Annotated in this window: 19 protein-coding genes; 7 read left to right on the top strand and 12 right to left on the bottom strand. The window is 70.5% G+C overall.

Translation table 11 applies throughout. The features are described from left to right. The first annotated feature begins 23 nt into the window (after positions 1-23). Positions 24-506, top strand: a complete 483-nt coding sequence (locus ACIG0D_RS03540) for an ankyrin repeat domain-containing protein (RefSeq protein ID WP_399796003.1) — start codon at positions 24-26, stop codon at positions 504-506. Here ACIG0D_RS03540 and ACIG0D_RS03545 read toward each other — a convergent pair. Continuing rightward, positions 481-2,889: a proprotein convertase P-domain-containing protein gene (locus ACIG0D_RS03545; protein WP_399796004.1), complete on the bottom strand. Its 2,409-nt coding sequence runs from the start codon at positions 2,887-2,889 to the stop codon at positions 481-483. The genes ACIG0D_RS03540 and ACIG0D_RS03545 overlap by 26 nt on opposite strands. Positions 2,890-3,026: 137 nt before the next feature. Then, positions 3,027-4,643 carry a phospholipase A2 gene (locus ACIG0D_RS03550; protein ID WP_399796005.1) on the bottom strand — a complete coding sequence of 539 codons (1,617 nt, stop codon included), beginning with the start codon at positions 4,641-4,643 and terminating at the stop codon, positions 3,027-3,029. A gap of 516 nt (positions 4,644-5,159) precedes the next feature. On the opposite strand from ACIG0D_RS03550, the gene ACIG0D_RS03555 reads away from it, so the two are divergent. Next, positions 5,160-7,391 carry a caspase family protein gene (locus tag ACIG0D_RS03555; RefSeq protein ID WP_399796006.1) on the top strand — a complete coding sequence of 744 codons (2,232 nt, stop codon included), beginning with the start codon at positions 5,160-5,162 and terminating at the stop codon, positions 7,389-7,391. On the opposite strand, the gene ACIG0D_RS03560 is transcribed toward ACIG0D_RS03555, so the two are convergent. Further along, the gene (locus ACIG0D_RS03560) at positions 7,357-7,554 is read right to left on the bottom strand and encodes a DUF397 domain-containing protein (RefSeq protein WP_399796007.1); all 198 of its coding nucleotides are present in this window, start codon (positions 7,552-7,554) and stop codon (positions 7,357-7,359) included. The two genes, ACIG0D_RS03555 and ACIG0D_RS03560, sit on opposite strands and share 35 nt — an antisense overlap. Continuing rightward, positions 7,551-8,399, bottom strand: a complete 849-nt coding sequence (locus tag ACIG0D_RS03565; protein WP_399796008.1) for a helix-turn-helix domain-containing protein — start codon at positions 8,397-8,399, stop codon at positions 7,551-7,553. The genes ACIG0D_RS03560 and ACIG0D_RS03565 overlap by 4 nt, the downstream gene beginning before the upstream one ends. Positions 8,400-8,526: 127 nt before the next feature. Here ACIG0D_RS03565 and ACIG0D_RS03570 point away from each other — a divergent pair, with 127 nt between their 5' ends. From ACIG0D_RS03570 to ACIG0D_RS03580, 3 genes are all read left to right on the top strand, one after another. Continuing rightward, positions 8,527-8,991, top strand: coding sequence for an ATP-binding protein (locus ACIG0D_RS03570; protein WP_399796009.1), 465 nt, complete (start codon positions 8,527-8,529; stop codon positions 8,989-8,991). A gap of 120 nt (positions 8,992-9,111) precedes the next feature. After that, complete coding sequence (locus tag ACIG0D_RS03575) at positions 9,112-10,080, top strand: arabinan endo-1,5-alpha-L-arabinosidase (RefSeq protein ID WP_399796010.1); 969 nt, start codon at positions 9,112-9,114, stop codon at positions 10,078-10,080. Further along, positions 10,062-11,498 (top strand): family 43 glycosylhydrolase, encoded by a 1,437-nt coding sequence (locus ACIG0D_RS03580; protein ID WP_399796011.1) that lies wholly within the window; start codon positions 10,062-10,064, stop codon positions 11,496-11,498. Before ACIG0D_RS03575 ends, ACIG0D_RS03580 begins: the two co-directional genes overlap by 19 nt. A 43-nt stretch (positions 11,499-11,541) precedes the next feature. On the opposite strand, the gene ACIG0D_RS03585 is transcribed toward ACIG0D_RS03580, so the two are convergent. The 8 genes from ACIG0D_RS03585 to ACIG0D_RS03620 all read right to left on the bottom strand — a co-directional run bounded on the left by ACIG0D_RS03585 (position 11,542) and on the right by ACIG0D_RS03620 (position 21,851). Beyond that, entirely contained in the window at positions 11,542-13,242 is a 1,701-nt protein-coding gene (locus ACIG0D_RS03585) for a pyridoxal phosphate-dependent aminotransferase (protein WP_399796012.1), read from the bottom strand. Between the two features lie 113 nt (positions 13,243-13,355). Then, positions 13,356-14,495: an aldose epimerase family protein gene (locus ACIG0D_RS03590; protein ID WP_399796013.1), complete on the bottom strand. Its 1,140-nt coding sequence runs from the start codon at positions 14,493-14,495 to the stop codon at positions 13,356-13,358. A 67-nt stretch (positions 14,496-14,562) separates the two neighbouring features. Then, a complete protein-coding gene (gene mmsB / locus ACIG0D_RS03595; protein WP_399796014.1) occupies positions 14,563-15,807 on the bottom strand; it encodes a multiple monosaccharide ABC transporter permease in 1,245 nt (414 codons plus the stop codon). Next, on the bottom strand, positions 15,804-17,354 hold the full coding sequence (gene mmsA / locus ACIG0D_RS03600) for a multiple monosaccharide ABC transporter ATP-binding protein (RefSeq protein WP_399796015.1): 1,551 nt from the start codon (positions 17,352-17,354) through the stop codon (positions 15,804-15,806). Before mmsA ends, mmsB begins: the two co-directional genes overlap by 4 nt. A 43-nt stretch (positions 17,355-17,397) precedes the next feature. After that, complete coding sequence (chvE, locus tag ACIG0D_RS03605) at positions 17,398-18,510, bottom strand: multiple monosaccharide ABC transporter substrate-binding protein (protein WP_399796016.1); 1,113 nt, start codon at positions 18,508-18,510, stop codon at positions 17,398-17,400. Positions 18,511-18,603: 93 nt separating this feature from the next. Next, a complete protein-coding gene (locus ACIG0D_RS03610; protein ID WP_399796017.1) occupies positions 18,604-19,572 on the bottom strand; it encodes a hypothetical protein in 969 nt (322 codons plus the stop codon). Positions 19,573-19,692: 120 nt separating this feature from the next. Then, complete coding sequence (locus ACIG0D_RS03615; protein ID WP_399796018.1) at positions 19,693-20,697, bottom strand: zinc-binding dehydrogenase; 1,005 nt, start codon at positions 20,695-20,697, stop codon at positions 19,693-19,695. Then, positions 20,694-21,851 (bottom strand): mandelate racemase/muconate lactonizing enzyme family protein, encoded by a 1,158-nt coding sequence (locus ACIG0D_RS03620; RefSeq protein ID WP_365760212.1) that lies wholly within the window; start codon positions 21,849-21,851, stop codon positions 20,694-20,696. Before ACIG0D_RS03620 ends, ACIG0D_RS03615 begins: the two co-directional genes overlap by 4 nt. Before the next feature lie 279 nt (positions 21,852-22,130). Here ACIG0D_RS03620 and ACIG0D_RS03625 point away from each other — a divergent pair, with 279 nt between their 5' ends. Beyond that, complete coding sequence (locus ACIG0D_RS03625; RefSeq protein WP_399796019.1) at positions 22,131-23,444, top strand: hypothetical protein; 1,314 nt, start codon at positions 22,131-22,133, stop codon at positions 23,442-23,444. 41 nt (positions 23,445-23,485) lie between these two features. Then, positions 23,486-24,064, top strand: a complete 579-nt coding sequence (locus tag ACIG0D_RS03630; protein WP_399796020.1) for a suppressor of fused domain protein — start codon at positions 23,486-23,488, stop codon at positions 24,062-24,064. Positions 24,065-24,176: the final 112 nt, after the last annotated feature.

Genomic DNA, 24,176 nt, shown 5'->3' on the forward strand with positions numbered 1-24,176 from the left:
GCCGGCATGGCGGTACGTGACGTATGAACAGGCGACGGCGGAAGAAGCTGACGCGGGGGCTGGTGCTGGCGGCGATGCTCGGGGAGGAGGCGGAGGTGCGGCGGCTGTTGCGGGCCGGGGCCGATGCGGGCGGGCCCGATTCCGAGGGGACCACGCCGCTGTACGCGGCTTCCGTGCACGGGGCCGCCGCGGTCGCGCGGATGTTGTTGGAAGCCGGTGCCGAGCCCGACGCGGAGAGCGGGCACGGCAGCGAGGGGACGCCCCTGTGCGCGGCGGCGTGCTGGGGGTACACCGAGACGGTCCGTGTCCTTCTCGAGTACGGGGCGGATCCCCACCTGCGGGAGGACGGCGGGAGCGGGATGAGCCCTCTGGAGTGGGCGCTCAGGGGGCCGTATCCGAAGACGGCCGAGGTGCTGGGGAATGCCGCGGCCCCCGGCGGGGGGAGCCGGGGGCCGGGCGTGGGGTGTGGCTCGGGGGTGCTCAGAAGGTCAGAGTCCAGCCGTTGAGGGTGCCGGTGGCGCCCTCGGAGATGTCCTCGACGCGGAGCTTCCAGACGCCGTTCGCCGGGGAGGTACTGGCGTCGACCGTGTAGACGTGCTGGATGGTGCCACCGGTCTCCGTCGCGGAGTCCGGCTTGACCAGGTACAGCTTGCCGTCCGGGGCGACCAGGTTGATCTCCAGGTCACCGCGCCACTCGTGGGTGGCGTCGACGTACACCCGCAGCTTCTTCGGCGCGTTCCCGGCGAGCCCGGCGACGGTGACCGGCACGTCCACCGTGCCCGGGTCGGGCAGGGTGTGCTTGGTCTGGTTCTCGTACGACGGGAACGTCAGGGACCAGCCGTCGAGGGTGCCGGTGGCGCCCTCGGAGGTGTCCTGGACCTTCAGCTTCCAGGTGCCGTTCGCGACGGACGCGCTCGCGTCGACCGCGTACGTCGTCTTGATGACGCCGCCGTCCTCGGTCGCCGAAGGCGCCTTCAGCGGGAACGTGGTGCCGTTCGGGGCGACGAGGTCGATACGCACGTCACCGCGCCACTCGTGGACCGCGTCCACGGCCACCTGGAGCGCCGCCGGCGCGTTGCCGGCGATGCCGTCCACCGTGATCTCGGAGGTCAGCGTGGCGTTGTCCGGGACGGCGACCGCGCCGGTCTTCGTGAACGGGGTGGGGAACGCCAGCGACCACTGCTTGAGGGTGCCGGTGGCGCCCTCGGAGCCGTCCTGGACCCTCAGCTTCCAGGCGCCGTTGGCGGCGGACGCGCTCGCGTCGACGGTGTACGTGGTGTTGAGCGTGCCGCCGTCCTCGGTGCCGGACATCGCCTTCAGCGGGAACACGGTGCCGCCCGGGGCCACCAGGTCGATCTTCATGTCGCCGCGCCACTCGTGCGTGGCCTCGACGGACACCCGGAGGTTCTTCGGCGCGCTGCCGGAGATGCCGGACACCGTGATCGGCGACTCGACCGTGCCCGCGTCGGGGATCGCGTGGTCGGTGTCGTTCACGATGTGGGAGGCGCGGGGCTTGGCCGACGGCTGGGGCTCCGGCTCCGGCTGGGGCTCGGGCTGGGCCGAGCCGAGCGCCTGGCCGAGGTCGATCCGGGGCGTGGTGGCGCCGGTGTACGTGACGGCCTTGCCGGAGGACTCCAGCAGCGTCTCCAGCTCGGCGACGCTCTTGGCCGGGAACGCCTCCCGGAGCACCGCGTAGGCGCCGGCCACGTGCGGCGCGGCCATCGAGGTGCCGTTCTTCGAGCCGTAGGTGTCGCCGGGCAGGGCGGAGACGATGCCGGTGCCGGGCGCGAGGACGTCCAGCAGCGCGCCGCGGTTGCCGAACGAGGACAGCTGGTCGTCGTCGGTGGAGGAGCCGACCGCGATGGCGGACGGTACGCAGGCGGGGGCGCTGACCGCGTCGCCGTAGCCGTTGTTCCCGGACGCGACGACGGTGGCGACACCGGCGCCGAGCAGGTTGTCGATGGCCAGCTTGCGCGGGTCGCGGTCGCAGGCCGTGGTGTACCGGCCGCCGCCGAGGCTCAGGTTGGCGGTGACGATCGGAGTGCCGGCCTGACGCAGCTTCAGCACCTTCTCCAGGCCCGCGATCTGGGCGCTGGTGAAGCTGAGCACGCAGGGCGCGGCGCCGGGACCGCAGAAGTCCTCGGAGGCGAACCTGGAGAAGACCTGGATGGCGACGATGTCGGCGCCGGGCGCGACACCCCGCTTGGGCGCCCCGGTGAGCCCCGTGCCGTCACCGGCGGCGATACCGGCGACGTGGGTGCCGTGGGAGCAGGCGGCGCCCATGGTCGTGCAGGCCCCGGCCTCCGCGTCGGCGGTGCCCGGTCCCTCCTCGGCGGGAGTGCCGCCCGGGCAGAGGCTGGTGGCGGAGTACTCCTCGTCGGCGGGCGAGAAGCACGCCTCGGCGACGACCTTGCCGTCGAGGAAGGGGTGGCCGGTGGCGACGCCGGTGTCGAGGACGGCGATCGCGCTGCCCGCGCCGGTTTTACCCGCGGCGGCGGCCTTGTCGCCGCCGATCAGCGGCACGCTCTGGTCCAGGGTGGGCGGGACCGGCACGTCCTCGGTGACGCTGACGACGCCCGGCTGGGCGGCCAGTTCGTCGAGGCCGCCGCGGTCGACCTTCAGGGTGACGAGCGGCAGGGTCTGGAAGGTCTGCACGGTGTCACCGGCGCTCGCGGCACCGGACAGGTCCGTGCGGTTCTCGGTGACGACGTTGACGCGGACGGTGCCGCCGTCGGCGGTCTCGTCGTACAGCGGCGGGTCGACCGGGTCACCGCTCGCCGCGGTGGCGGCCGGGGTGCTCTGCGGGACCGCGGCGTGGGCCGGCAACGCCCCGAGGGACGCGGTGACCAACGCCAGGGTGACCGCGGAGGACCACAGGGGTCTCTTCAATGTCTCTCCATCGAGGAGGCGGGCAGGCTCGTGCCCGCGTGGAGGGGGTGGTGACGCCGAAGGCCGGATGGTGAGAGAACCGCCATCCGGCCTTCGGTCCGAGCGCGTGGCTCGTCAAAGAGCGCTGTCGCCGGGGATCAGGTCGCGTTCGCGCCGTTCTTCGCCCGGCCGATGACCGCCACGAACACGAAGTACGTGTTGGCGAGGGAGCGGCAGGTGCTCTTGAACCAGTAGGCGCTGCAGGTCTTCCAGTAGAGCGAGTTCCAGAAGACGCCGTCCACGTTCAGGCCCTTGGAGCGGGACAGGTACTTGTAGTAGCCCTTGTACGAGTTGCCGATCGTGCCGTAGCCGTAGTCGTGCTGGTCACAGGCCGGGCGGAAGTTGTAGCCGAGGGGCGCGTCGGGCGAGGTGGTGCAGTGGTCCTCGTGGATGCCGCGCACCTTGGTGCCGTTCGGCAGCGTCTTCCACGTCGGGTTGTGCCAGCCGTAGTGCGCCACCTTCGTGGTGCAGCCGGACTTGGTGTAGTACATCCAGCTCGTCGCGGTGTCGCAGTGCGACGGGTAGGACTGCGGGCCGGAGACCTCGCTGCCGAGGAACTCCGAGGAGGCCGGCGCGTCGGTGCCCGTGGCGTCCGAGCTCGGGGCGTCGCCCGGGACGGCGGCACCCGGGACCGGCACCTCGCCGCCGGTGGAGGTGGCGGTCGGCTGGGCGGTGCCGGAGGAGAACTCCAGGTGCCAGCTGCCGTTGGTCTCCGAGGAGAGGTCGGAGACACGGTCGGTGGCGTCGTAGTCGTACGTCGCCAGCGGGTCGCCGGACTCGGTCGGGTTGGTCACGGTGCGCAGCAGACCGGAGGAGTCGTAGGCGTACCGGGCGAGGGTCTGCGTGGTGGCGCCCTCGGTGACGGTGATCTGCTTGACCTGGCCCGCGTAGTCGCCGGGGGCGGAGGAGGTGGCCGTGGTCGACGTCGCGTAGACGACGTCGGTGGAGGACGCGGGCTTCTCGCCGTACGCCGGGTTGGTGATCTCGGCGACGCGGCCGTGCGTGTCGTACTCGACCTTGGTGGCGTAGGTGTTGTTGCCGACGCTGGTCACGCGCCAGGCGTCGGCGCCGGTGCCGGCCTGCTGCCACTTGTAGGTGGGCTTGAGGTTGGTGGCGGAGATCGGCTGGCCGGAGGCGTCGACGAAGGCGTCGTCACCGGCGGGCGTCGAGGCCAGGTCCACGTTGATGACCTCGGTGATCGAGGTCTCCATGGTCCCGGTCAGGTCGTTCCACTTGGTGGTCTCGGTGACCGTGGACCCGGTGGTGGTGGCGTACTTCTTGACGCCGCCGCCGCTCGGGTAGTCGATGCTGGACTTGAGCTCGTAGCGCAGCGTCTCGTCGACGCCGAGGTCGGTCACGAGGACCGCGTCGCCCTGCTGCTCCAGCTTCCGGTTGAGCTGGCCGCCGACGAACTCGGCTTCCCAGCTCGGGCCGAAGACACCCATGTCGGCACGGGTGTCCGGGGCGTCCTCGGGCGAGGCGACGCCGTCGGCCTGGGCACTGACCGAGTGGCGGCGGTTGACGAGAACGCCGGGCACGTCGATCTCGGTGACCTCGAACGACTCGGTCGACGAGAAGTACATTCCCGGGCCGACGTCCTGAATCGTTCCTTCAGCCAACGGCTGGTCGACGGTCTCCGCGGCCACGGCCTGGTGCTGCGGGAGCAGCAGCGAAAGGCCGAGCACAGCGGCGACGGGCAGCGCAGTTCTGCGCACAAGTCCCCCTAGGTGGTGCTCATTGCGAGTGATCGCTGCGGACACTAGGTGCCTGTTGATCATGTCCACAAGGAGTCAGAAACGGAGCTACAGGCTCCAGTTGGCGTTCACGGCGTAACGCGTCAACTCCTGTGCGTTGCACGGGGAAAGAGGGTGTGCCGTGCACGCATCGGGGGGCGGCCTTTGCCGGTCCGGCATATGACAGCCGTAGTTGCGAAGATCGTGTGATCAAATTCGTTCACTCAAGGGAAGGAAAAGTAATGAGCGTCCGCTTAGTGTGATCGGCGTCACATTAAAATTGACGGACCGTCGGGAACCGGCCGCCGGGTGCCGACATCGGGTCAGTGTCCCGTGAGACCTGCTAAAACAGCGCAGAACAGCGGTAGTTCATCCGAACACGGTGGTGTCCGGCGTGCGAGGCGATCACACTGGGGCTGCGCGGAACCGGCGGGCAGGACGAGGGGGAGGCACCGTGCAGGGTCCGATCACGGTCACCGGGGCGGGACGGGACGACTGATGCCACTGCCCGACCCCTCGGCCTCACGTGCCGTGCTCATCGGCGTGGACACGTACGACGACCTCGCCGATCTGCCCGCCGTCGCCAACAACGTCGAGCGCCTGGCCGCCCTGCTCACCGCCGACGACGTCTGGGGCCTGCCCCCGCAGCACCTCACGGTCCTGACCAACCCGACGAGCAAGGACGACGTCCTCGACGCCGTCCACACCGCCGCCACCGAGGCCGAGGACGCCCTCCTGTTCTACTTCGCCGGACACGGCCTGCTCACCGTGGACGCCGACCTCCGCCTCGCCCTGCCGCACACCGACACCGAGCGGCTGTACCGGGGCGTGGCCTACGACGACATCCGCGAGCTCGTCGCGCACACGGGCCGGCCCCGCGCCCGGGTCGTCATCCTGGACTGCTGCTACAGCGGCAGCGCCCTGACCGGCTACATGGGCGCCGCGCACGGCATCGCCCACCGCACCATGGCCGAGGGCACCTATGTGATGACGGCCTCCGCCGAGACCAAGCCCGCCATGGCGCCACCCGGCGAGAAGTACACCGCGTTCACCGGCGAACTCCTCCGCGTCATCGAGGAGGGCGTCCCCGGCGGCCCCGACCCGCTGCCCATGGACGTGCTCTTCACCGAGGTCCGCGACCGCCTCGCCGCCCGCCCCGGCATCCCGGTACCGCAGCAGCGCGCCCGCAACGCGGGCCACGCCATCGCGCTGGTCCGCAACCGGTCGCGGACCCGGCCCGCCGAGGAGGCCGCCCCCGCTCCGCCCCCGGAGGAGATCACCCCCGTACGCCCGCCCGTGCTCAGCCGCCTCGCCGGGCTGCTGCACCCGCTGCTCGTCATCGCCGCCGCGGTGAGCCTGCCCTTCGCCGTGACGTCGAGCGCGCTGCAGGGCGGCTCCGACGACCGGTGCGGGAGCTGGACCACGCCGGAGTACGGGGTTTCGGGCGCATGCGTCGGAGTCTCCGACGGAAGCCATTCCTTCATGTCCGAACTCGACAACGTCTCCCGGGCCATCGCGGGGGCCAACGCCGACATCCCCGACGGCGCGCCGTTCGTCACCGTGGCGCTGCTCGCTCCGATGACCTCTTACGACGACGTCGACATCAAAAGGATCGTGCACCAGGTCCAGGGCGCGTACGCGGCGCAGCGCAGGATCAACCAGGCCGACGCCACGCCGTACGTCCGTCTCGTGCTCGCCGAACCGGGCGGGTGGTCGGTGGAGCAGGAGGTGACCGACCAGCTCGCGGAGATGTCGGTGTCGAAGGAGCACAACCTGCGCGCGGTCGTCGGCTTCGACGGGTACGCCTTGACCAACCGCGAGGCTGTCCGGGCCCTCACCGATCGGGGAATCCCCGCGATCGCCGGCCGCTTCACGCCGAACGAGCCGGACGACCACGGGCTGGGCGACCGTCCCATCGCCTGGATCATGCCCAGCCCGGACGATCAGGCGTCCGCCCTGGCGGCATCGAAGGCGAAGAGTGCCGTCGCCGAGCGGCGCAGCATCCTCGTCTGGGACGTGGACGACATGGGTTACGCGCAGGACCTGCGCGACGCCTTCCGCGAGCACCTGGGAGAGACCGTGCGCGACACGGCCCGCTACGGATACATCGAGGACGACGAGGAGATGGAGGCGCAGTTCACGGGCATCGCCGACCAGATGTGCAAGCTGCCCGCCGACGTCGACAACGTACTCTTCGCCGGCGATCCGACGGAGCTTCGGGATTTCGTCCGCGCCCTGGGCAACCGGCAGTGCCAGCACCGCGAGTTCACGGTCGTCACCGGCTCCGGGGCTGCCGCCCTCCACCGGGACTCCGATCTGGACTGGGGTGCCCTGCGCGGGGGCGTCACCGTGGAGTACACCTCCGGGGCGCACCCCGACGGGTCGAAGGGGCGCGTCATGGAGGACCTGAGGAACGACGTCGAGGAGCTGGAGTCGATCACGGGCACGGTGGATCTCACCGACGGCGAGACCATCGCCGCGTACGACGCGACGCTGACCGCGGCCTACACGATCCGGCGCGTCGCCGGGGCCGGCGGCAGGGTGCCGAGCCTCGCCGCGGTGGCGGCGGGGCTCCTCAACGTGCGGTTCGAGGCGGCCACGGGCCGCATCTGCCTCGACGAACGGGGCCGCGCGTCCGGCAAGGCGGTGCACGTCCTCCGCCTGGACCCGGCCCGCAGGGCGCCGAGGCTGATCTCTACGGAGTATCCCGGCCCAGGCGGGTGTGGCTGAGGAAGTCGCCCCAGGCGGCGGGGGAGAGGGCGAGGCGGGGGCCCGCCTTGTCCTTGGAGTCGCGGACGTGGATGGTGGCGGGGGTGAGGGCGACCTCGACGCAGTCGCCCTGGCTGCCGCTGCTGTAGCTGCTCTTGAACCAGGCCAGCTCCGACGTGCTCATAGCGCTCCTCGCATTCGCTCCAGCAGGCTCCTGGAGTCCTCGGGGGTGAGGGCCTGCGTGCGCAGTTTTCCATACCGCTGCTGGAGGATGCTGAGCTCTTTCGGGGCAGAGATGAGACGGCCATTCTCCTGCCCCTCCGAGTACCCGAACCACCGGTTCTCCGGTGACTCGAGCAGCTGCAACGGCCCGTCCAGCCCCGGGTGATCCGGCTGCCGCAGCGGCATGATCTGAAGCTGGACGTTCCAGTGCCGGTCGATCACCCGCAGCAAGTGGTCGAGTTGTTCCCGGGTGACGTCCTCGCCGCCCGTGTGCCGCTCCAGCACCGCCTGTTCGATGATGAAGCTGAACTCACTCGGCGGCTTACGCCGCGTCGACATCAACTCCTGCCGCGCCAGGCGTGCGGCCACCCGTTGGTTGAGATCGTCCTCGTCGGGAATCGGCGGCACACTCAGCGACACCGCCCGTGCGTACGCCTCCGTCTGCAACAGCCCCGGCACGAGTCGGCACTCGTAGGTGTAGAGCGCGATCGCCTCGCGCTCCATCCGCGCCCACTGCCTGAACCACGCCGCCAACCCCGGCTGCCGAGCCAGATGTGCCGCCGCCGCCCGTACCGCCCCGGTGTTCCCCGTCGCTTCCTCCGTGCCGTCCACGAACGGTGTGTCCGGCATGCGACGGCCCAATTCCACCGACGCGACCATGTGTTTGGAGTAGCCGATCCGCTCGGCCAGCTCCTCCCTGGTCAACCCGGCGTGCTCCCGCAGGGCCTGGACCACCGCCCCGAACGCCCTCATGCTGTCCGACGACTCGGGCTCGCCGCCCGTCCCCACCGTGCCCTCGACCACCATCGGTCACCTCCCGCGCATATCGTCACGGGCAGTCACCGGTACTGTCCAGGTCGTGACCGCGTACGCTGTGGCGGCGTACGCGGCCCGGGCCTGGTGAACGGCCCTTTCGTGGCGTCACATTGGCCGCATGACCGCACCCTCGGCCCACCACCGGGCGATTACCGTACGTATGTTCACCCAGCGCCTGAGCGCCACACCGCGCGGTGCCCGCCTCGCCCGTCGCCTCGCGGTGGGCCAGCTCGCCGCCTGGGGCATCCCGTACGGCACCGACGCGTCGGAGACCATCGCGGCCATCGTCGCGGAACTGGCCGCGAACGCGGCGACGCACGGCCGGGTGCCGGGGCGGGACTTCGAGCTGCGGCTCTCGCTCGTGCCCGGCGGTGTCCGGATCGAGGTCGCCGACAGCCGTGGTGAGCGCCGCCCGCCCGGCCCGCGTGACGTACGGCCGCCGCATCCCCTGGCCGAGGGCGGGTGGGGCCTCGTACTCGTCGACGCGCTGGCCGACCGCTGGGAGGTGCTGGACCGCGCGCCGGGAAAAGCGGTGCGGGCCGAGGTCGATCTGCCGGGATGGCTGGGTTTGTTCCGCGCATGACAGGCGAATCCGTGCGCGAACCGTTGACGGCGAAACCATTCGATTCTACGGTCCCGTTCGCAGTGGCGATCGATGTTCGAAATGTCGAACCTTTGAAGTCCAGAACGGGAGCACCCCCACATGAGCCGCACCCGCGCCACCCTCCTCGCCCTCCCCGCCGCCGCCCTCCTCGCCCTGGTCCCCTCCACGGCGTCGGCGTACCCCAACCCCGGTTACGTCACCGGGTCCACCGTGGTGCACGACCCGACGATGATCCGCACCTCGTCGGGGCAGTACCTGCTGTACGCCACCGGCGGCGGCATCGCGAACAAGACGTCCACCGACCGCACCGCCTTCCGGGCCGGCGCCGACGCGTTCTCCTCGCGGCCGGGCTGGTGGTCCACCTACTCCTCCGTGCCGGAGGCGTGGGCGCCGGACATCTCGTACCACGGCGGGAAGTACCTGATGTACTACTCCGTCTCGAAGTTCGGCTCGAACACGTCCGCCATCGGTCTCGCCACCTCGACCACCGGTCAGCCGGGCAGCTGGGCCGACCAGGGCATCGTCTACACCTCGAACGCGTCGAGCGACTACAACGCCATCGACCCGAACCTCTTCGTGGACGGCGACGGCAAGTGGTGGCTGTCCTTCGGCAGTTGGTGGAGCGGGATCAAGATGATCCAGATCAACCCGAGTACCGGGAAGCAGCTCTCCGGCAACACCACCCGCTACTCCCTCGCCTCCCGGCCGACCGGGACGAAGGCCGTCGAGGCGCCGTTCATCGTCAAGCGGGGCGGCTACTACTACCTGTTCGCCTCGTACGACACCTGCTGCGCCGGCACCAGCTCCACGTACAAGGTCAAGGTCGGCCGCGCCACCTCCGTCACCGGGCCGTACGTCGACAGGAACGGCGTCTCCCTCATGAACAACGGAGGGACGCCCGTCCTGGAGTCGCACGGCAGCGTCATCGGCCCCGGAGGGCAGTCGATCATGAACGACGTGGACGGTGACCTGATCGTCTACCACTACTACGACGGCAACGACAACGGCACGCCCAAGCTCGGCATCAACCTCCTGAACTGGAGCAGCGGATGGCCCGTCGCCTACTGACCCTGCTGGCCGCGCTGGTCTGCGTCCTCGCCCTGGGACAGACGCCCGCCGGTGCCGCCTCGTTCGCCAACCCCGTGAAGTCGGTCAAGGGCGCCGACCCCTGGATCTCGTACCACGACGGCCACTACTACCTGATCAGCACCAGCTGGACCGACGTCATCACCCTCCGCAAGTCCGCCACCCTGGCCGGGCTCGCCACCGCGCCCAGCGTGCAGGTGTGGAAGGGCGACGCCGCCTCCCGGTGCTGCAACATCTGGGCGCCGGAGCTGCACTACGTCAACGGGCGCTGGTACCTCTACTACACGGCCGGGCAGAACGTCGCCGACTACAACCCGACGCAGCGCAGCCACGTCCTGGAGAGCGCCGGCTCCGATCCCATGGGGCCGTACACCTACAAGGGGCAGCTGAGCAGCGCGTGGATGCTGGACGCGAGCCTGCTGAACGTGGGCGGCCGGCTGTACATGCTGGGCAGCGCGATCACCGGCGGCACCCAGAACCTCGTCATCGCGCCGATGTCCAACCCGTACACGGTCAGCGGGTCGTACGCGACGATCTCCACGCCGACGTACGACTGGGAACGGCAGGGCGGGACCGTCAACGAGGGCCCGGAGGTGCTGCAACGGGGCGGGCGGACCTTCCTGATCTACTCCGCCAGCGGCTGCTGGACCCCCGACTACAAACTCGGTCAGCTCGAGCTGACCGGCTCCAACCCGCTGTCGGCGTCCTCCTGGACGAAGAAGCCCACGCCCGTCTTCCAGCGCAGCGACGCGAACGGGGTGTACGGGCCGGGCCACAACGGCTTCTTCACCTCGCCGGACGGGCGCGAGAACTGGATCGTCTACCACGCCAACGACCAGGCGGGCGAGGGCTGTGACAACGGGCGGACGACCCGGGCGCAGAGGTTCACCTGGAACGCCGACGGCACACCCAACCTCGGGACGCCGGTGCGGCTGGGCGCCTCCCAAGCCGGGCCCTCCGGTGAGCCGGCCGCCGTCTCCACCACCTACACCCTCACCAACCGCAACAGCGGCAAGTGCCTGGAGGTGGCGGGGGGTTCGGCCGCCGACGGCGCCGACGTGCGGCAGTACGCCTGCAACGGCGGCAGCCACCAGCGGTGGCGGCTGGAGGACCTGGGCGACGACACCCACCGGCTCGTCAACGCCGCCACCGGGAAGGTGCTCGACACCCAGGACTGCTCCACCGCCGACGGCGCCGACCTGCGCCAGTGGTCCTGGCTGGACAACACCTGCGAGCGGTTCCGCTTCCTCGCCACCGACAGCGGCCACGTCCGCCTCGTCAACCAGGCCACCGGCAAGGTCGCCGACGTCGCCAACTGCTCCACCGCCGACGGCGCCGACGTACGCCAGTGGACCTGGCTGAACAACGCCTGCCAGCAGTGGAGGCTGAACCCGGCCTGACCCATCGATGGCGTGCGTACGCGGGTGGGTGGGCCAGGCGGGCTCAGCCCGCCTGGCCCATGCCGGGCGCGTTCGGCAGGGAGCCGGGGCTGGGCCAGCCCGTCGCGGGGGCCGGGGTCAGGCCGTCGGTGCCGCGGACCTGGGCGGCGGTGAGGCCGCCGCGGGCGGGGACGCCGGGCGGGGTGGGGCCCGTGGCGACGGCCGCCGCGGGGGCCACCGGGGGCGGGGCCGGTGCCGGGAAAGGCGCCGGGGCCGGGGCCGGGAACGGGGCCGGTGCCGGGGCCGGGGACTGCGGAAGGGCGGCGGCCGGGGCGGGGGCGGACAGGGGCTCGGGATCGGGCACGTGCATCGGCTCGGATACCGGCACGGGCATGGGCTCGGGTACCGGCACGGGCATGGGCTCGGGGAGCACATGCATGGGCTGCGGTGCCGCGGGCCGGGGAGCCGCCGGCTGGGCCACCGGCCGCGGTGCGGGCTGGGCCGCCGGCAGCGGGACTCCCGCGTTCAGTCCCGCCGTGAGGCCCTGCATGCCCGACCCGTTCGTCGCCCCGATCAGCCGGTCAACCGCCGCCGTGCCCGAGCTGTAGCTGGTCCCGTTGCCCAGCTCGGGCACGGCGGCTCCCCTCCTGGTCCCGTAGAGCACCTGTTCCAGGCCGGACACCAGGCGACGCACGTCGACCTGGGGGCGCACCACGAGCCGCAGGAAGCGGCTGGACGAACCGATCTTGTTGCCGCACTCGCGGACGAGGATCCGGTGCTCGGTGAGCAGCCGGTCCCGGACCACGGTGCCCTCGGCGCCGACGGGGAGACGGACGAAGAGGAAGTTCCCCTGGGAGGGGTAGACGGTGAGGCCGGGCAGCGCGGAGAGCAGGCTCGACATCTCCAGGCGGTCCCGGCGCACCTGCTCCAGGCTCTGCGCGTACTCCCGGCCGTGGTCGCGCAGCATGAAGACGACGTGCTCGGCGAACGCGTTCAGGTTCCACTTCGGCAGCATGGAGCGGACCCGCCCGGCCAGCGCCGGGTTGGCGACCAGGTAGCCGAAGCGGATGCCGTGCAGGCCGAAGTTCTTGCCGAGGCTGCGCAGCACGATCACGTTGGGGCGGAGCATCGCCTCCTGGACGACGGACGGTTCGCTCTCGGCGTCGCAGAACTCCAGGAACGACTCGTCGACGATGACCAGGTCCCGGTCCGCCATCGCGTCCAGGAACTGCACGACCGCGTGCTTGCGCAGATAGCCGCCGTCGGGGTTGTTGGGGTTGCACAGGACGGCGACCTTCGTGCCCCGGGTGCGGATGAAGTCCGCGTACTGCGCCAGGTCGAGGGCGAAGCCGCTCGACTCCTGGAGCGGGAACATGTCGACCCGCTTGCCCGTCTCCATCGGCTGGTCGGTCCAGCGGCCGAAGGTGGGGACGGGCACCGCCAGCGACTCGCGCACCAGGAGGTGGTCGATCCAGGTGATCAGCTCCGTGGAGCCGTTGCCCATGGCGACGCACTGCGGCGGCAGCCGGAGCAGGTCGCACAGTTCGGCGGTGATGGTGTCGGCGCCGCTCGGGTAGTACGTGAGGATGTCCCGGATCCTCGCCGCCATGTCCTCGAACATGGCGGGGGTGGGGAAGTACGGGTTGCAGGGGATGCAGAAGTCCACCGGGCCGGCCCCGTCGTCCCCGCTGTGCCGGGTCAGCGTCGCCATCGACGGGCTGTGCGCGGCGCCGTCGCGGAACAGCGCGGTGACGTTGTCAGCCAAGGGGCCGGCCAAGGGAACCTCCGTCTCGGGTGGCCCGCGCGGGGGAGCACGGGCCGCCCTTACATACGGAGGCGGCCGGGACGCCGTTCAACTCCTGTGGAGGAAGCGTGCGTTCAGGCGCTGAACGAGTGCACCGTCGTCGAGCGGTACGTCTGCCCGGGGCGCAGCACCGTCGACGGGAACGACGGCTGGTTCGGGGAGTCCGGGAAGTGCTGGGTCTCCAGGCAGAGCGCGTCACCCTGGCGGTAGATCCTGCCGCCGCTGCCGACGAGGGTGCCGTCGAGGAAGTTACCGGAGTAGAACTGCAGGCCCGGCTCGGTCGTCGCGATCCGCATCGTGCGGCCCGACCCCGGTTCCCGCAGGGTGGCGACGTGCTCCGGCCGGCTGGTGATGCCCTTGTCCAGGACCCAGTTGTGGTCGAAGCCCTGGCCGTACAGCAGCTGCTGGTGGGCGTCGCGGATGTCCTCGCCGATGGTCTTGGCGCGGCGGAAGTCGAAGGGGGTGCCCGCCACCTTCGCCCGCTCACCCGTGGGGATCAGACCCGCGTCGACCGGCGTGTAGCGGGACGCGGCGATGGACAGCTCGTGGTCGTAGACCGTGCCGCTGCCCTCGCCCGCCAGGTTGAAGTAGACATGGCTGGTGAGGTTGCAGACCGTCGGCTTGTCGGTCGTCGCCTCGTAGTCGATACGCCAGTCACCGGCCCGGGTGAGGGTGTACGTCACCGTCGTCCTCAGCGTGCCGGGGTAGCCCATCTCGCCGTCGACGCTCGTGTAGTACAGGCGCAGGCCCACGTCGGAGCCGCGGGTGAACGGCTCGACGTCCCACACCCGCTTGTCGAAGCCCTGCGCGCCGCCGTGCAGGCTGTTGTCGCCGTCGTTGACGGAGAGCTGGTACTCCTTGCCGTCCAGGGTGAAGCGGCCCCGCGCGATGCGGTTGCCGTAGCGGCCGATCAGCGCGCCGAAGTAGGGGCTGGAGGAGACGTAGTCCTCGAGGTTGTCGAAGCCCAGCGACACGTTCGCGTACCGGCCGCGCCGGTCCGGCAGCTCCAGGGACTGGACGATGCCGCCGTAGGAGAGGACCTTCATCCGCGTGCCGCCGTTCTCCAGCGACCAGCGGTACACCTTGGTGCCGTCCGCGAGCTTGCCGAAGAGTTCCTTCACCGGCTTCCTGCCTCCCGTGGCGTGGGCGGTGCCGCTGAGCGCGGCGGTGACACCGGCGGCTGCCGCCCCGGCGATGACGGTACGTCTGCTCATGTCCGTGTGCATAGTGCGGCTCCCGCATATGGAGGGGGCCCCGCCTTCCGGCGGGGCCCCGGCTGACTTACGAACCGGACTTGCGCTTGTTCCACACGTCGAACCCGACCGCCGCCAGCAGGGCGAGTCCCTTGATGACCTGCTGCCAGTCGGTGCCGACGCTGAGAAGGTTCATGCCGTTGTTCAGCACGCCGAGGACCAGGCCGCCGATGATCGCGCCGAGCACGGTGCCGACACCGCCGCTCATGGACGCGCCGCCGATGAACGCCGAGGCGATCGCCTCGAGTTCGTAGTTCAGGCCCGCCTTCGGAGACGCCGCGTTCAGCCGGGCGGCGATCGCCAGACCGGCCAGGGCCGCGAGCACGCCCATGTTCAGGAAGACCAGGAAGGTGACCTTCTTGTCCTTCACACCGGACAGCTTCGCCGCCGGCAGGTTGCCGCCGATCGCGTAGATGTGGCGGCCGAAGACCGAGTTGCGCATCAGATAGCCGTAGCCGACCACCAGCGCGCCCAGGATCAGCAGGATGATCGGCGCGCCCTTGTAGCTGGCCAGCAGCAGGGTGACGGTGAGCAGCGCGGCGACGATGGCGACCAGCTTGAGCAGGAACAGGTTTCGCGGGACCACGTCCAGCGAGAACTCCTGCTGCCGCTTGCGGTCGCGCAGCTCCTGGAGGACCACGAAGGCGATCAGGACGAAGCCGAGGAGCAGCGTGATGTTGTGGTAGTTGGTCTCCGGGCCGACCTCGGGCAGGAAGCCGTTGCCCATCTTCTGCAGGCCGTCGGGGAACGGGCCGAGGGTCTGGCCCTCCAGCAGGATCTCCGTGACACCGCGGAAGACCAGCATGCCGGCGAGGGTGACGATGAACGACGGTATGCCGAGATACGCGATGAAGAACCCTTGTGCCGCGCCCGCGACCGCGCCCGCCAGCAGGCACAGGACGACGGCGACCGGCCACGCCATGTCGTGCTGCACGGTCAGTACGGCCGCGAACGCGCCCACGAACGCCGTCAGCGAGCCGACCGACAGGTCGATGTGGCCCGCGATGATCACCAGCATCATGCCGATCGCGAGGATCAGGATGTAGCTGTTCTGCAGGACCAGGTTGGAGACGTTGCGCGGCAGCAGCAGGTCACCGTCGGTCCACACGGCGAACAGGGCCACGATCAGGCCGAGGGCGAGCAGCATGCCGTACTGGCGCATGTTGCGTCGCAGGCCGTCCAGCACCAGGTGGAGCAGGCCCCCGCCCGACGCCGATCCGGAGGAGCCCGGCGGCGCCGGGGCCGGGCTCTTGGCGGTCACATCCGTGCTCATCGGGATACCTCTTTGTCCTTCGTCATCTGGCGCATCAGCGATTCCTGCGAGGCCTCGGCCCGCGAGAACTCACCCGTCAGCCGCCCGGCGGCCATGGTGTAGATGCGGTCGCACATGCCGAGCAGCTCGGGCAGCTCGGAGGAGATGAAGACGACCGCCTTGCCCTCGGCGGCCAGCTTGTCGATGACCGTGTAGATCTCGTACTTCGCGCCGACGTCGATCCCGCGCGTCGGCTCGTCCAGGATCAGCACGTCCGGACCCGCGAAGATCCACTTGCTGAGGACGACCTTCTGCTGGTTGCCGCCGGACAGCTTGCCCACCGGCTCGAACACCGTGGGCGCCTTGATGTTCATCGACTTCCGGAACCGCTCGGCGACCTGGCGCTCCTCGTGTTCGTCGACGACGCCGTGCCGCGCGACCTTGTTCAGCGCGGTCAGCGAGATGTTCCGGTTGATGGTGTCGATCAGGTTCAGGCCGTAGTGCTTGCGGTCCTCGGTGACGTACGCGATGCCGTTCGCCACCGCCTCCGCGACCGTCTTGGTGCGGATCTCCTTGCCGTCCTTGAGGACCGTGCCGCCCGCGTAACGGCCGTAGGTGCGCCCGAAGACGCTCATCGCCAGCTCGGTGCGGCCCGCGCCCATCAGGCCCGCGATGCCGACGATCTCCCCGCGCCGCACCTGCAGCGACACATCGTCGACCACCTTGCGCTGCTGGTCGATCGGGTGGTGCACGGTCCAGCCCCGGATCTCCAGCGCGGGCGCCGTGCCCTCCTCCGGCTGGTGCGGGGTGCGCTCGGGGAAACGGTGGTCGAGGTCGCGGCCGACCATGCCGCTGATGATCCGGTCCTCGGTGGTGCCCGGGTCCTTCACGTCCAGCGTCTCGATCGACCGGCCGTCCCGGATGATCGTCACCGAGTCGGCTACCTTGCGGATCTCGTTCAGCTTGTGGGAGATGATGATCGAGGTGATGCCCTGGTTCTTCAACTCCAGGATCAGATCGAGGAGTTTGTCGCTGTCCTCGTCGTTCAGCGCCGCGGTCGGCTCGTCGAGGATGAGCAGCTTCACCTTCTTGGACAGCGCCTTGGCGATCTCCACCAGCTGCTGCTTGCCCACGCCGATGTCGGCGACGCGGGTCTCCGGGTGGTCGCTCAGCCCCACCCGGCGCAGCAGCTCGGTGGCGTGCCGCAGGGTCTCGTTCCAGTTGATCAGCCCGCGGGTGGCGTGCTCGTTGCCGAGGAAGATGTTCTCCGCGATCGACAGGAACGGCACCAGCGCCAGCTCCTGGTGGATGATCACGATGCCGTGCTGCTCGCTGGCCCGGATGTCCTTGAACCGGCAGACCTCCCCCTCGAAGAGGATCTCGCCCTCGTAGCTGCCGTGCGGATGGACGCCGGAGAGCACCTTCATCAGGGTGGACTTGCCGGCGCCGTTCTCCCCGCAGATGGCGTGGACCTCGCCCTGCCGGACGGTCAGCGTGACGTCCGACAGCGCCTTGACGCCGGGAAAGGTCTTGACGATCGAGCGCATTTCCAGGACGGGTCCCGCCATGGTCGTGCCTTCCAATCAGTGGTGAATCGTCGGGTGGCGGCGGTTACTTGAGGTCCGATTCCTTGATGTAGCCGGAGTCGACGACGGTCTTCTGGTAGTTGCCCTTGTCGACGGCGACCGGCTCCAGCAGGTACGCCGGCACGACCTTCGCCCCGTTGTCGTAGGTCTTGGTGTCGTTGACCTCGGGCTTCTTGTCGTTCAGCAGCGCGTCGACCATGTTCGAGGCGACCTTCGCCAGCTCGCGGGTGTCCTTGTAGACGGTCATCGACTGCTCGTCGGCGATGATCGACTTCACCGAGGCGACCTCGGCGTCCTGGCCGGTGACGACCGGCAGCGGCTTGTCCTTGGAGCCGTAACCGTCCGACTTCAGCGCGGAGAGGATGCCGATGGAGATGCCGTCGTACGGCGACAGGACCGCGTCGACCTTGCCGCTCTTGTACGACTTGGTGAGGATGTCGTCCATGCGGCGCTGGGCGGTCGCGCCGTCCCAGCGCAGCGTGGTGACCTGGGTCAGCTCGGTCTGGCCGGACTTCACGACGAGCTGCTTCTTGTCGATGTACGGCTTCAGGACGTTCATCGCGCCCTGGAAGAAGTAGCGGGTGTTGTTGTCGTCGTTGGAGCCGGCGAACAGCTCGACGTTGAAGGGGCCCTTCTCACCGCCGTCCTTCAGGCCCAGCTTCTCGACGATGTAGGTGCCCTGGAGCTCGCCGACCTTCTCGTTGTCGAAGGAGGCGTAGTAGTCGACGTCGTCCGTGCCGAGGATCAGGCGGTCGTAGGAGATCACCGGGATGTCGGCGTCCTTGGCCTGCTGGAGGACGTTGTTCATCGACTTGTTGTCGATGGCGGCGATGATCAGGGCGTCCACGCCCTGGGTGATCATGTTCTCGATCTGGGAGACCTGCTGGTCGGGGTCGTCCTCCCCGTAGACCAGCTTGGTCTTGTAGCCCTTGTCCTCGAGGTGCTGGACAACGTTGTTGCCGTCGGCGATCCAGCGCTCGGAGGACTTGGTGGGCATCGAGATGCCGATGGTGGCACCCTCGCTGCTCCCCTTGCCCTCCTCGCTGCCGCCCTCGCTGTTCTGGCCGCAGGCGGTCAGGGCGAGGGCCAGGGAGGCGGTGGTGGCGATGGCGGCGAGTGCGGCTCTGCGGTTGCGCATGGTCATCTTCCTTGATGTCGGTGCACAGCGGGGTGGGGATGTGTGGGATTCTGTTGGGCTGCGTCTTCTTCTGTGAAGAGGGCGTTCGAAAAGTTATGAATGCGTTTCGAAACGCTGGAGCTGCCCGGGCAGTCGTGAGCCCAGCGGTGCCATGTCCCCGTCAGCCCCGTGCCGGGCCAGCAGATCGAGCGCCAGCCGTCCGCGCCGCACCCGCTCCTTGGCGGTGGCCAGGGTGAGATCGCGCAGGTGATGGCCGTAGGGGTAGATCCCGGGAGCCTTCGACAGGCCGAACTTCAGATACAGCGGCGCCCCCCGCCGGATCAGCTCGGCCACGTCGTACATCCGGACATAACCGCCGAGGTCGTCCGGCGCCTCGATGTACATGTCCATCGGCGCGCCCGACACCCGCCGGATCTCGGTGAGGTGATCCAGCGTGAGATCGCTCGGCACGTTCACCGAGTCCGCGCCCAGCCGCTCGTACACCGCGAACGAGGCCGGGTTGACCGGGCCGATCAGCGCCGAAACTTTCAGCGTGGTGTCGGCGGGGATGATCCCGGCCTCGCGCGCCCGGTGCAGCGTCCACAGCACGCCCTCGTCGGCCACGAGCAGGCACTTCACCCCCAGCTCCGTGGCGCGTACGGCGTCCTCGACGCAGCCGGCGACCGCGTCGTGGCCACGGGCGCGCAGCCCGGCGCCGCGGGAGTCGGTGCGGGTGGAGCCGCCGATGTCCCAGGTGCCGCGCGGGCCGGTGAACAGGCACAGCTCGATGTCGCGCTCGGCGGTCGCCTCGACCATCTCGGTGATCTCGGCGTCGGTCAGCATCCACACGCCGCTGCCCTGGCTGATCCGGTGGATCGGCACATCGAGGCGCGAGGCCTCCTTGAGCACCACGGCCAGCGCCTCCGGACCCTCGCACGAGGGGATCTCGGTGCGCCAGCGGCCGCCCCCGGGGAAGGAGTGCGGCGAGGCGTCGGCGGGGTCGAGGGCGGGCGCGCCCAGGCCGAGTGCGGCGAGCGCCTGCTCACCGGGTCGACGGGGGGCCGTGGCGGAAGCGTCGGTCACAGGGGTGTCCTTTGTGTTCGAAATATCGGACGAAGTTCGCGGCTGAAGGCGTACGGGGCTGGAAGTACGCCGGTACGGGGGCCGTCAGGTAACCCCCGTACCGGCGTACGGCTGGGGTGGCTAGGGACGCAGCAGCACCTTGCCCACCTTCGGATCACCGGCCCCGACCAGCTCGATGGCCTGCGAGAACTCGGCGAGCGGCAGCTCGTGCGTGACCAGCGGCACCGGGTCCAGGAGCCCCGCCCCGAACACCCGCACCGCGTGCGACCAGGCATCCGGCGGCGCCCCGAAGACGGTGTGCACCTCCAGCTGCCGTACCACCAGGTCGGTCGGGTCCAGCCCGTCCGCGCCCGGTGCCGGGATGCCGGTCAGCACCAGCCGGCCGCCGCGCCGCAGCAGCGCCGCCGAGAGGCGGGCCGCGTCCGTGGAGCCCGCGGTCTCGACGACGACGTCGAAGTCGTCCGGCAGCTCCTGCTCCCTGGTCCGGAAGTCGGTCGCCCCGAACCGCCGGGAGAGCTCCTCGCGGTCCCGCCGGGTGCCGACCACCAGCAGCTCGGCCGGGGACGCCGCGCGCAGGAACTGCACGGCGAACATGCCGAGCGTGCCCGTGCCCACCACGGCGACCCGCTCACCCGGCCGCGCGTGCGCCTTCAGCGCGGCGGCCGCGATACAGGCCGCCGGCTCCAGCAGCGCCGCGGCGGTCAGGTCCGCGTCGTCGGGCAGCACGTGCAGCAGCCGCGCGGGCAGCGTCAGCGTGGCGGCCATCGCGCCCGGCTGGGTGAACCCGGTCTCCTCGTACCCGGCCGTGCACAGCGTCGTCTCACCCGCGTGACAGCGGTCGCAGACCTGGCAGTTGCGGAAGCCCTCGCCGACGACCTTGCGGCCGACCAGGCCCTCCGGCACCCCGGTGCCGACCGCCTCCACCGTGCCGGACCACTCGTGGCCCGGCGTCAGCGGATAGCGGACGTACCCCTCGGGCCGGTTGCCCTGGTACACCTCGCGGTCGCTGCCGCAGATCCCCACGGCGTGCACCCGCACCAGCGCCTCCCCGGCCTCGGGGCGGCGCGGCGAGTGCTCCACCAGCCGGTGGCTGCCGGGGGAGTCGACGACGACGGCGGAGCTCACCGGGCGTCCTTCGGGTTCCGCTTCTCCCAGCCCTCGGCCCACAGGTCGAAGTGGGCCCGCTGCTGCGGGAACTCCGCGGCGGCGTCGACGTCCAGCTCGACGCCGAGACCCGGCGCGTCGGAGAGGTGGAAGTACCCGTCGATCACCTGCGGCGCGCCCTTGACGACCTTCTTGATCTCCGCGTCCGCGAAGTCGTTGAAGTGCTCCAGGATCTTGAAGTTCGGCGAGGTGAAGCCGACCTGGAGGGAGGCCGCGGTGAGCACGGAACCACCCACGTTGTGCGGGGCGATCAGCATGTAGTGGGTCTCGGCGGTCGCGGCCAGCTTCCGCGTCTCCCAGATGCCGCCGATGTGGCCGACGTCCGGCTGGATGATGTCCACGGCCTGGCTGTCGAACAGCTCGCGGAACTCGATCCGGTCGTGGATGCGCTCACCGGTGGCGACCGGGATGTCCACCTTCGCGGCGACCTTCTCCAGCGCCTTCAGGTTCTCCGGCGGGCACGGCTCCTCCAGCCAGGCCGGCTTGAACGGCGCCATCTCCTTGGCCAGCCGGACGGCGGTGGCGGGGGAGAAGCGGCCGTGCATCTCCAGCATCAGCTCGGCGTCGGGGCCGATGGCGTCGCGGACGGCCTCGATGAGGGAGACCGCGTACAGGGTCTCCTGGTGGTCCAGCTCGAAGTGGCCGGTGCCGAAGGGGTCGATCTTCAGCGCCTTGTACCCGCGCTCCATGACCCCCTGGGCGGCCTTGTGGTACGCCTCGGGCGTCCGCTCGGTCGTGTACCACCCGTTGGCGTACGCCTTCACCTTGTCGGTGACCTTGCCGCCGAGCAGCTGCCAGACCGGCACGCCCAGCGCCTTGCCCTTGATGTCCCAGCAGGCCATCTCGATGACGGCGATACCGGACATGACGATCTCGCCGGCCCGGCCGTAGTCGCCGTACTTCATCCTCTTCACGAGGTCCTCGACGGCGAACGGGTCCGAGCCGAGAATGTGGTTGACCTCGGCTTCCTTCAGATAGCCGAGGAGAGCGTCGGTGTGTCCCAGCATCCGGGTCTCGCCGACTCCGGTGATGCCCTCGTCGGTGTGCACCTGGACGTACGTCAGGTTGCGCCACGGCGTCCCGACCACGTGTGTGCTGATTCCGGTGATGCGCACGGCAGTTGCCCCTCGTGAAGCGTTCGGCTCTGTTCGAGATTTCGGCACTCGTTCGAAATGCTGGCGTGACAGTAAGGACGGGGCGGCGGGGGTGTCAATGGGTCGAACGGATAACGGTTTCGGCACTTTCGAAAGCCGTCGCCGCCGTCGCTTTCGGCCGATGAGGGTGGGATGCCTGAGCTGTCCTCAACTCACCACGCCGGAAGTGGGCGTTTCCCACAGAACATTCACAGTGTCGACTAGGCACGTTACCGACCCGGAACTTAATCTTCCCGCGTCATGGACTACTGCCACCCGTGCCGACGGCACCTGAACGGCGCCCTCGCCTGCCCCGGGTGCGGCACGCCGGCCGAGCAGCTTCGCGCGTACGCGGAGGAGGACGTCGCGGGCTCCGGGGGCGCGTACGAGGGCGCACTCGGCGCGCCCGCTCCCCACCACGCGCCCGCGAGCCACCCGATGGCCGGCTATGGCGGCTACGGGGCGGTGCCTGAGCACGGGGGCCACGGGGCGGTACCGGGGCTCGGTGACTACGGGCCGGGCCCTGGACACGGTGACTACGGTTCGGCGCCCGGGCAGGGCGGTCACGGGGCGGTGCCCGAGTACGGCGGTTACGGCGTCGCGTCCGGGCACGACGGCCACGGCGCGGCTCCCGGGTACGGCGCCCACGGGGCGGGCCACGGTCACGGCCACGGTGAGTACCAGCCCGTGCCCGGGCACGGTGATTACGGCGCGGCTCCCCCGCACGGTGACCACGGGACGGCCCCGGGCCACACCGCCGGCCAGGCGGCACCCGGCCACCACGGTGACCACCAGCCCACGTCCGGCCATCACGGCCACGAGGCGCCCGGCCACCCGGGGCGCGAGGCCACGCCCGGCCACGGTGGCCACGAGCCCCGGTCCGGCGACCGCGACCACCACGACGACGAGGCCACGTCCGACGGCCACGACGACGACCACGACTACGGCGACCACCAGGACGACGAGGACGACCACGACGACGAGACGACGACCCCCGGTCGTCGTGACCGCCGGGCCGAGGAGAGCCGCCGGGACCGCAAGGCCGCGGCCCACCGCCGGCGCCGGCGCCGGGCCCTCCTCGTCACCGCCGGTTTCGTGCTGGCCGCGGGCGGCCTCAGCCTCGCCGAACTCGGCATGGACGCCCCCGGCTCCGACCCGTCGCCCGCGGCGGCGGGCGACGCGTCCGCGGACGGCGGCGCGGAGGAGGCGGGCGAGACGGCGGACCCCCTCTCCGGTGCGACGGCCGCCCCCGGCACCGGCCACGGCGGCACCACGTCCCCCTCGGACTCCGCCTCCCCGTCCGCGTCCGCCTCCAAGGACAAGGACAAGAAGAAAGGCAAGGACAAGGACGAGGACGAGGGCGAGGAGTCGGGCGAACCGAAGGACAGGGCCACCCTGACCCGGGACCCCCAGTCGGGCCCCACCGACACCCCCCAGGGCACGTCTCCCACCACGGCGGCCCCGCCCGCCCCGGAGCCCACCCAGGCCCCCACCTCGGACCCGACCACGGCCCCACCGCCCCCGGACCCCGAGCCGTCGGAGACCTGCGACCGCTTCCTCTGGTGGTGCACGTAGGGGGTGTCTCGCCCGCCCGCGCCGTTTGCGATGATCCGGCGGTGAACAGAGCGGACGAGCAGGTCGTGGAGGCCGTCGAGGCGCATGTGCGGGCGTTCTTCGCGGGGCACGAGGTGGAGTCCGTCCCGTACGACATGGGGCCGCGGCGCCGTGAGTCGGTGTCGGGGCTGCGCGTGCTCGTCGTGGGGCCGGGGCCCCGTGCGGACTCCTGGGCGTATGTGACCGCCGGGTGCGCCTCCTTGGCGGACGACGACGGCCACGGGCTGGAGTTCGTCATGACGGCGCCGGTGCGCGACCGGCGCTTCCTCGACCTCCTGGCGATGATCGCCTTCTACCACTGCACGGGGGCACGGCTCGGCCCGGCGCACAGCGTGCCGATCGGCGAGCCGTGGACACCGGGTTCGAGCTGCGACCACCTGCTGGTCAGCCTGCCGTACCTGCACGGCCCCGACCTCGAACACTGCCCGCTGCCCGGCGGCCACGCCCGGATCCTGTGGACCCTGCCGGTGACGGCCGCCGAGATCGCGTACCGCAGGGAACACGGCCACGAGGCCCTGGAACGGCTCCTCGACGAGGCCGCGATCATCCCCACGCACCCCTTCCGCGCCTCGGTCGTCTGAACCACAGCCCGGCGCCCGCCTCGGCGTGCCGGAACTCACGGGGCGCCAAGTCCCCCTTGTGACAGGTGAGTCGAACAGGTACACCTCGCCGTACCGATCTCAGCAACCCCGG

Source organism: Streptomyces sp. NPDC052773, assembly GCF_044547145.1.
In the GTDB taxonomy this organism is placed as follows: domain Bacteria; phylum Actinomycetota; class Actinomycetes; order Streptomycetales; family Streptomycetaceae; genus Streptomyces.

Coding starts and splice junctions, on each gene's coding strand:
- ACIG0D_RS03570 (WP_399796009.1), top strand. CDS start 8,527: ATGACCGCACCCTCGGCCCACCACCGGGCGATTACCGTACGTATGTTC.
- ACIG0D_RS03565 (WP_399796008.1), bottom strand. CDS start 8,399: ATGGTGGTCGAGGGCACGGTGGGGACGGGCGGCGAGCCCGAGTCGTCG.
- ACIG0D_RS03575 (WP_399796010.1), top strand. CDS start 9,112: ATGAGCCGCACCCGCGCCACCCTCCTCGCCCTCCCCGCCGCCGCCCTC.
- ACIG0D_RS03540 (WP_399796003.1), top strand. CDS start 24: ATGAACAGGCGACGGCGGAAGAAGCTGACGCGGGGGCTGGTGCTGGCG.
- ACIG0D_RS03580 (WP_399796011.1), top strand. CDS start 10,062: ATGGCCCGTCGCCTACTGACCCTGCTGGCCGCGCTGGTCTGCGTCCTC.
- mmsA (WP_399796015.1), bottom strand. CDS start 17,354: ATGGCGGGACCCGTCCTGGAAATGCGCTCGATCGTCAAGACCTTTCCC.
- chvE (WP_399796016.1), bottom strand. CDS start 18,510: ATGCGCAACCGCAGAGCCGCACTCGCCGCCATCGCCACCACCGCCTCC.
- ACIG0D_RS03625 (WP_399796019.1), top strand. CDS start 22,131: ATGGACTACTGCCACCCGTGCCGACGGCACCTGAACGGCGCCCTCGCC.
- ACIG0D_RS03590 (WP_399796013.1), bottom strand. CDS start 14,495: ATGAGCAGACGTACCGTCATCGCCGGGGCGGCAGCCGCCGGTGTCACC.
- ACIG0D_RS03555 (WP_399796006.1), top strand. CDS start 5,160: ATGCCACTGCCCGACCCCTCGGCCTCACGTGCCGTGCTCATCGGCGTG.
- ACIG0D_RS03560 (WP_399796007.1), bottom strand. CDS start 7,554: ATGAGCACGTCGGAGCTGGCCTGGTTCAAGAGCAGCTACAGCAGCGGC.
- mmsB (WP_399796014.1), bottom strand. CDS start 15,807: ATGAGCACGGATGTGACCGCCAAGAGCCCGGCCCCGGCGCCGCCGGGC.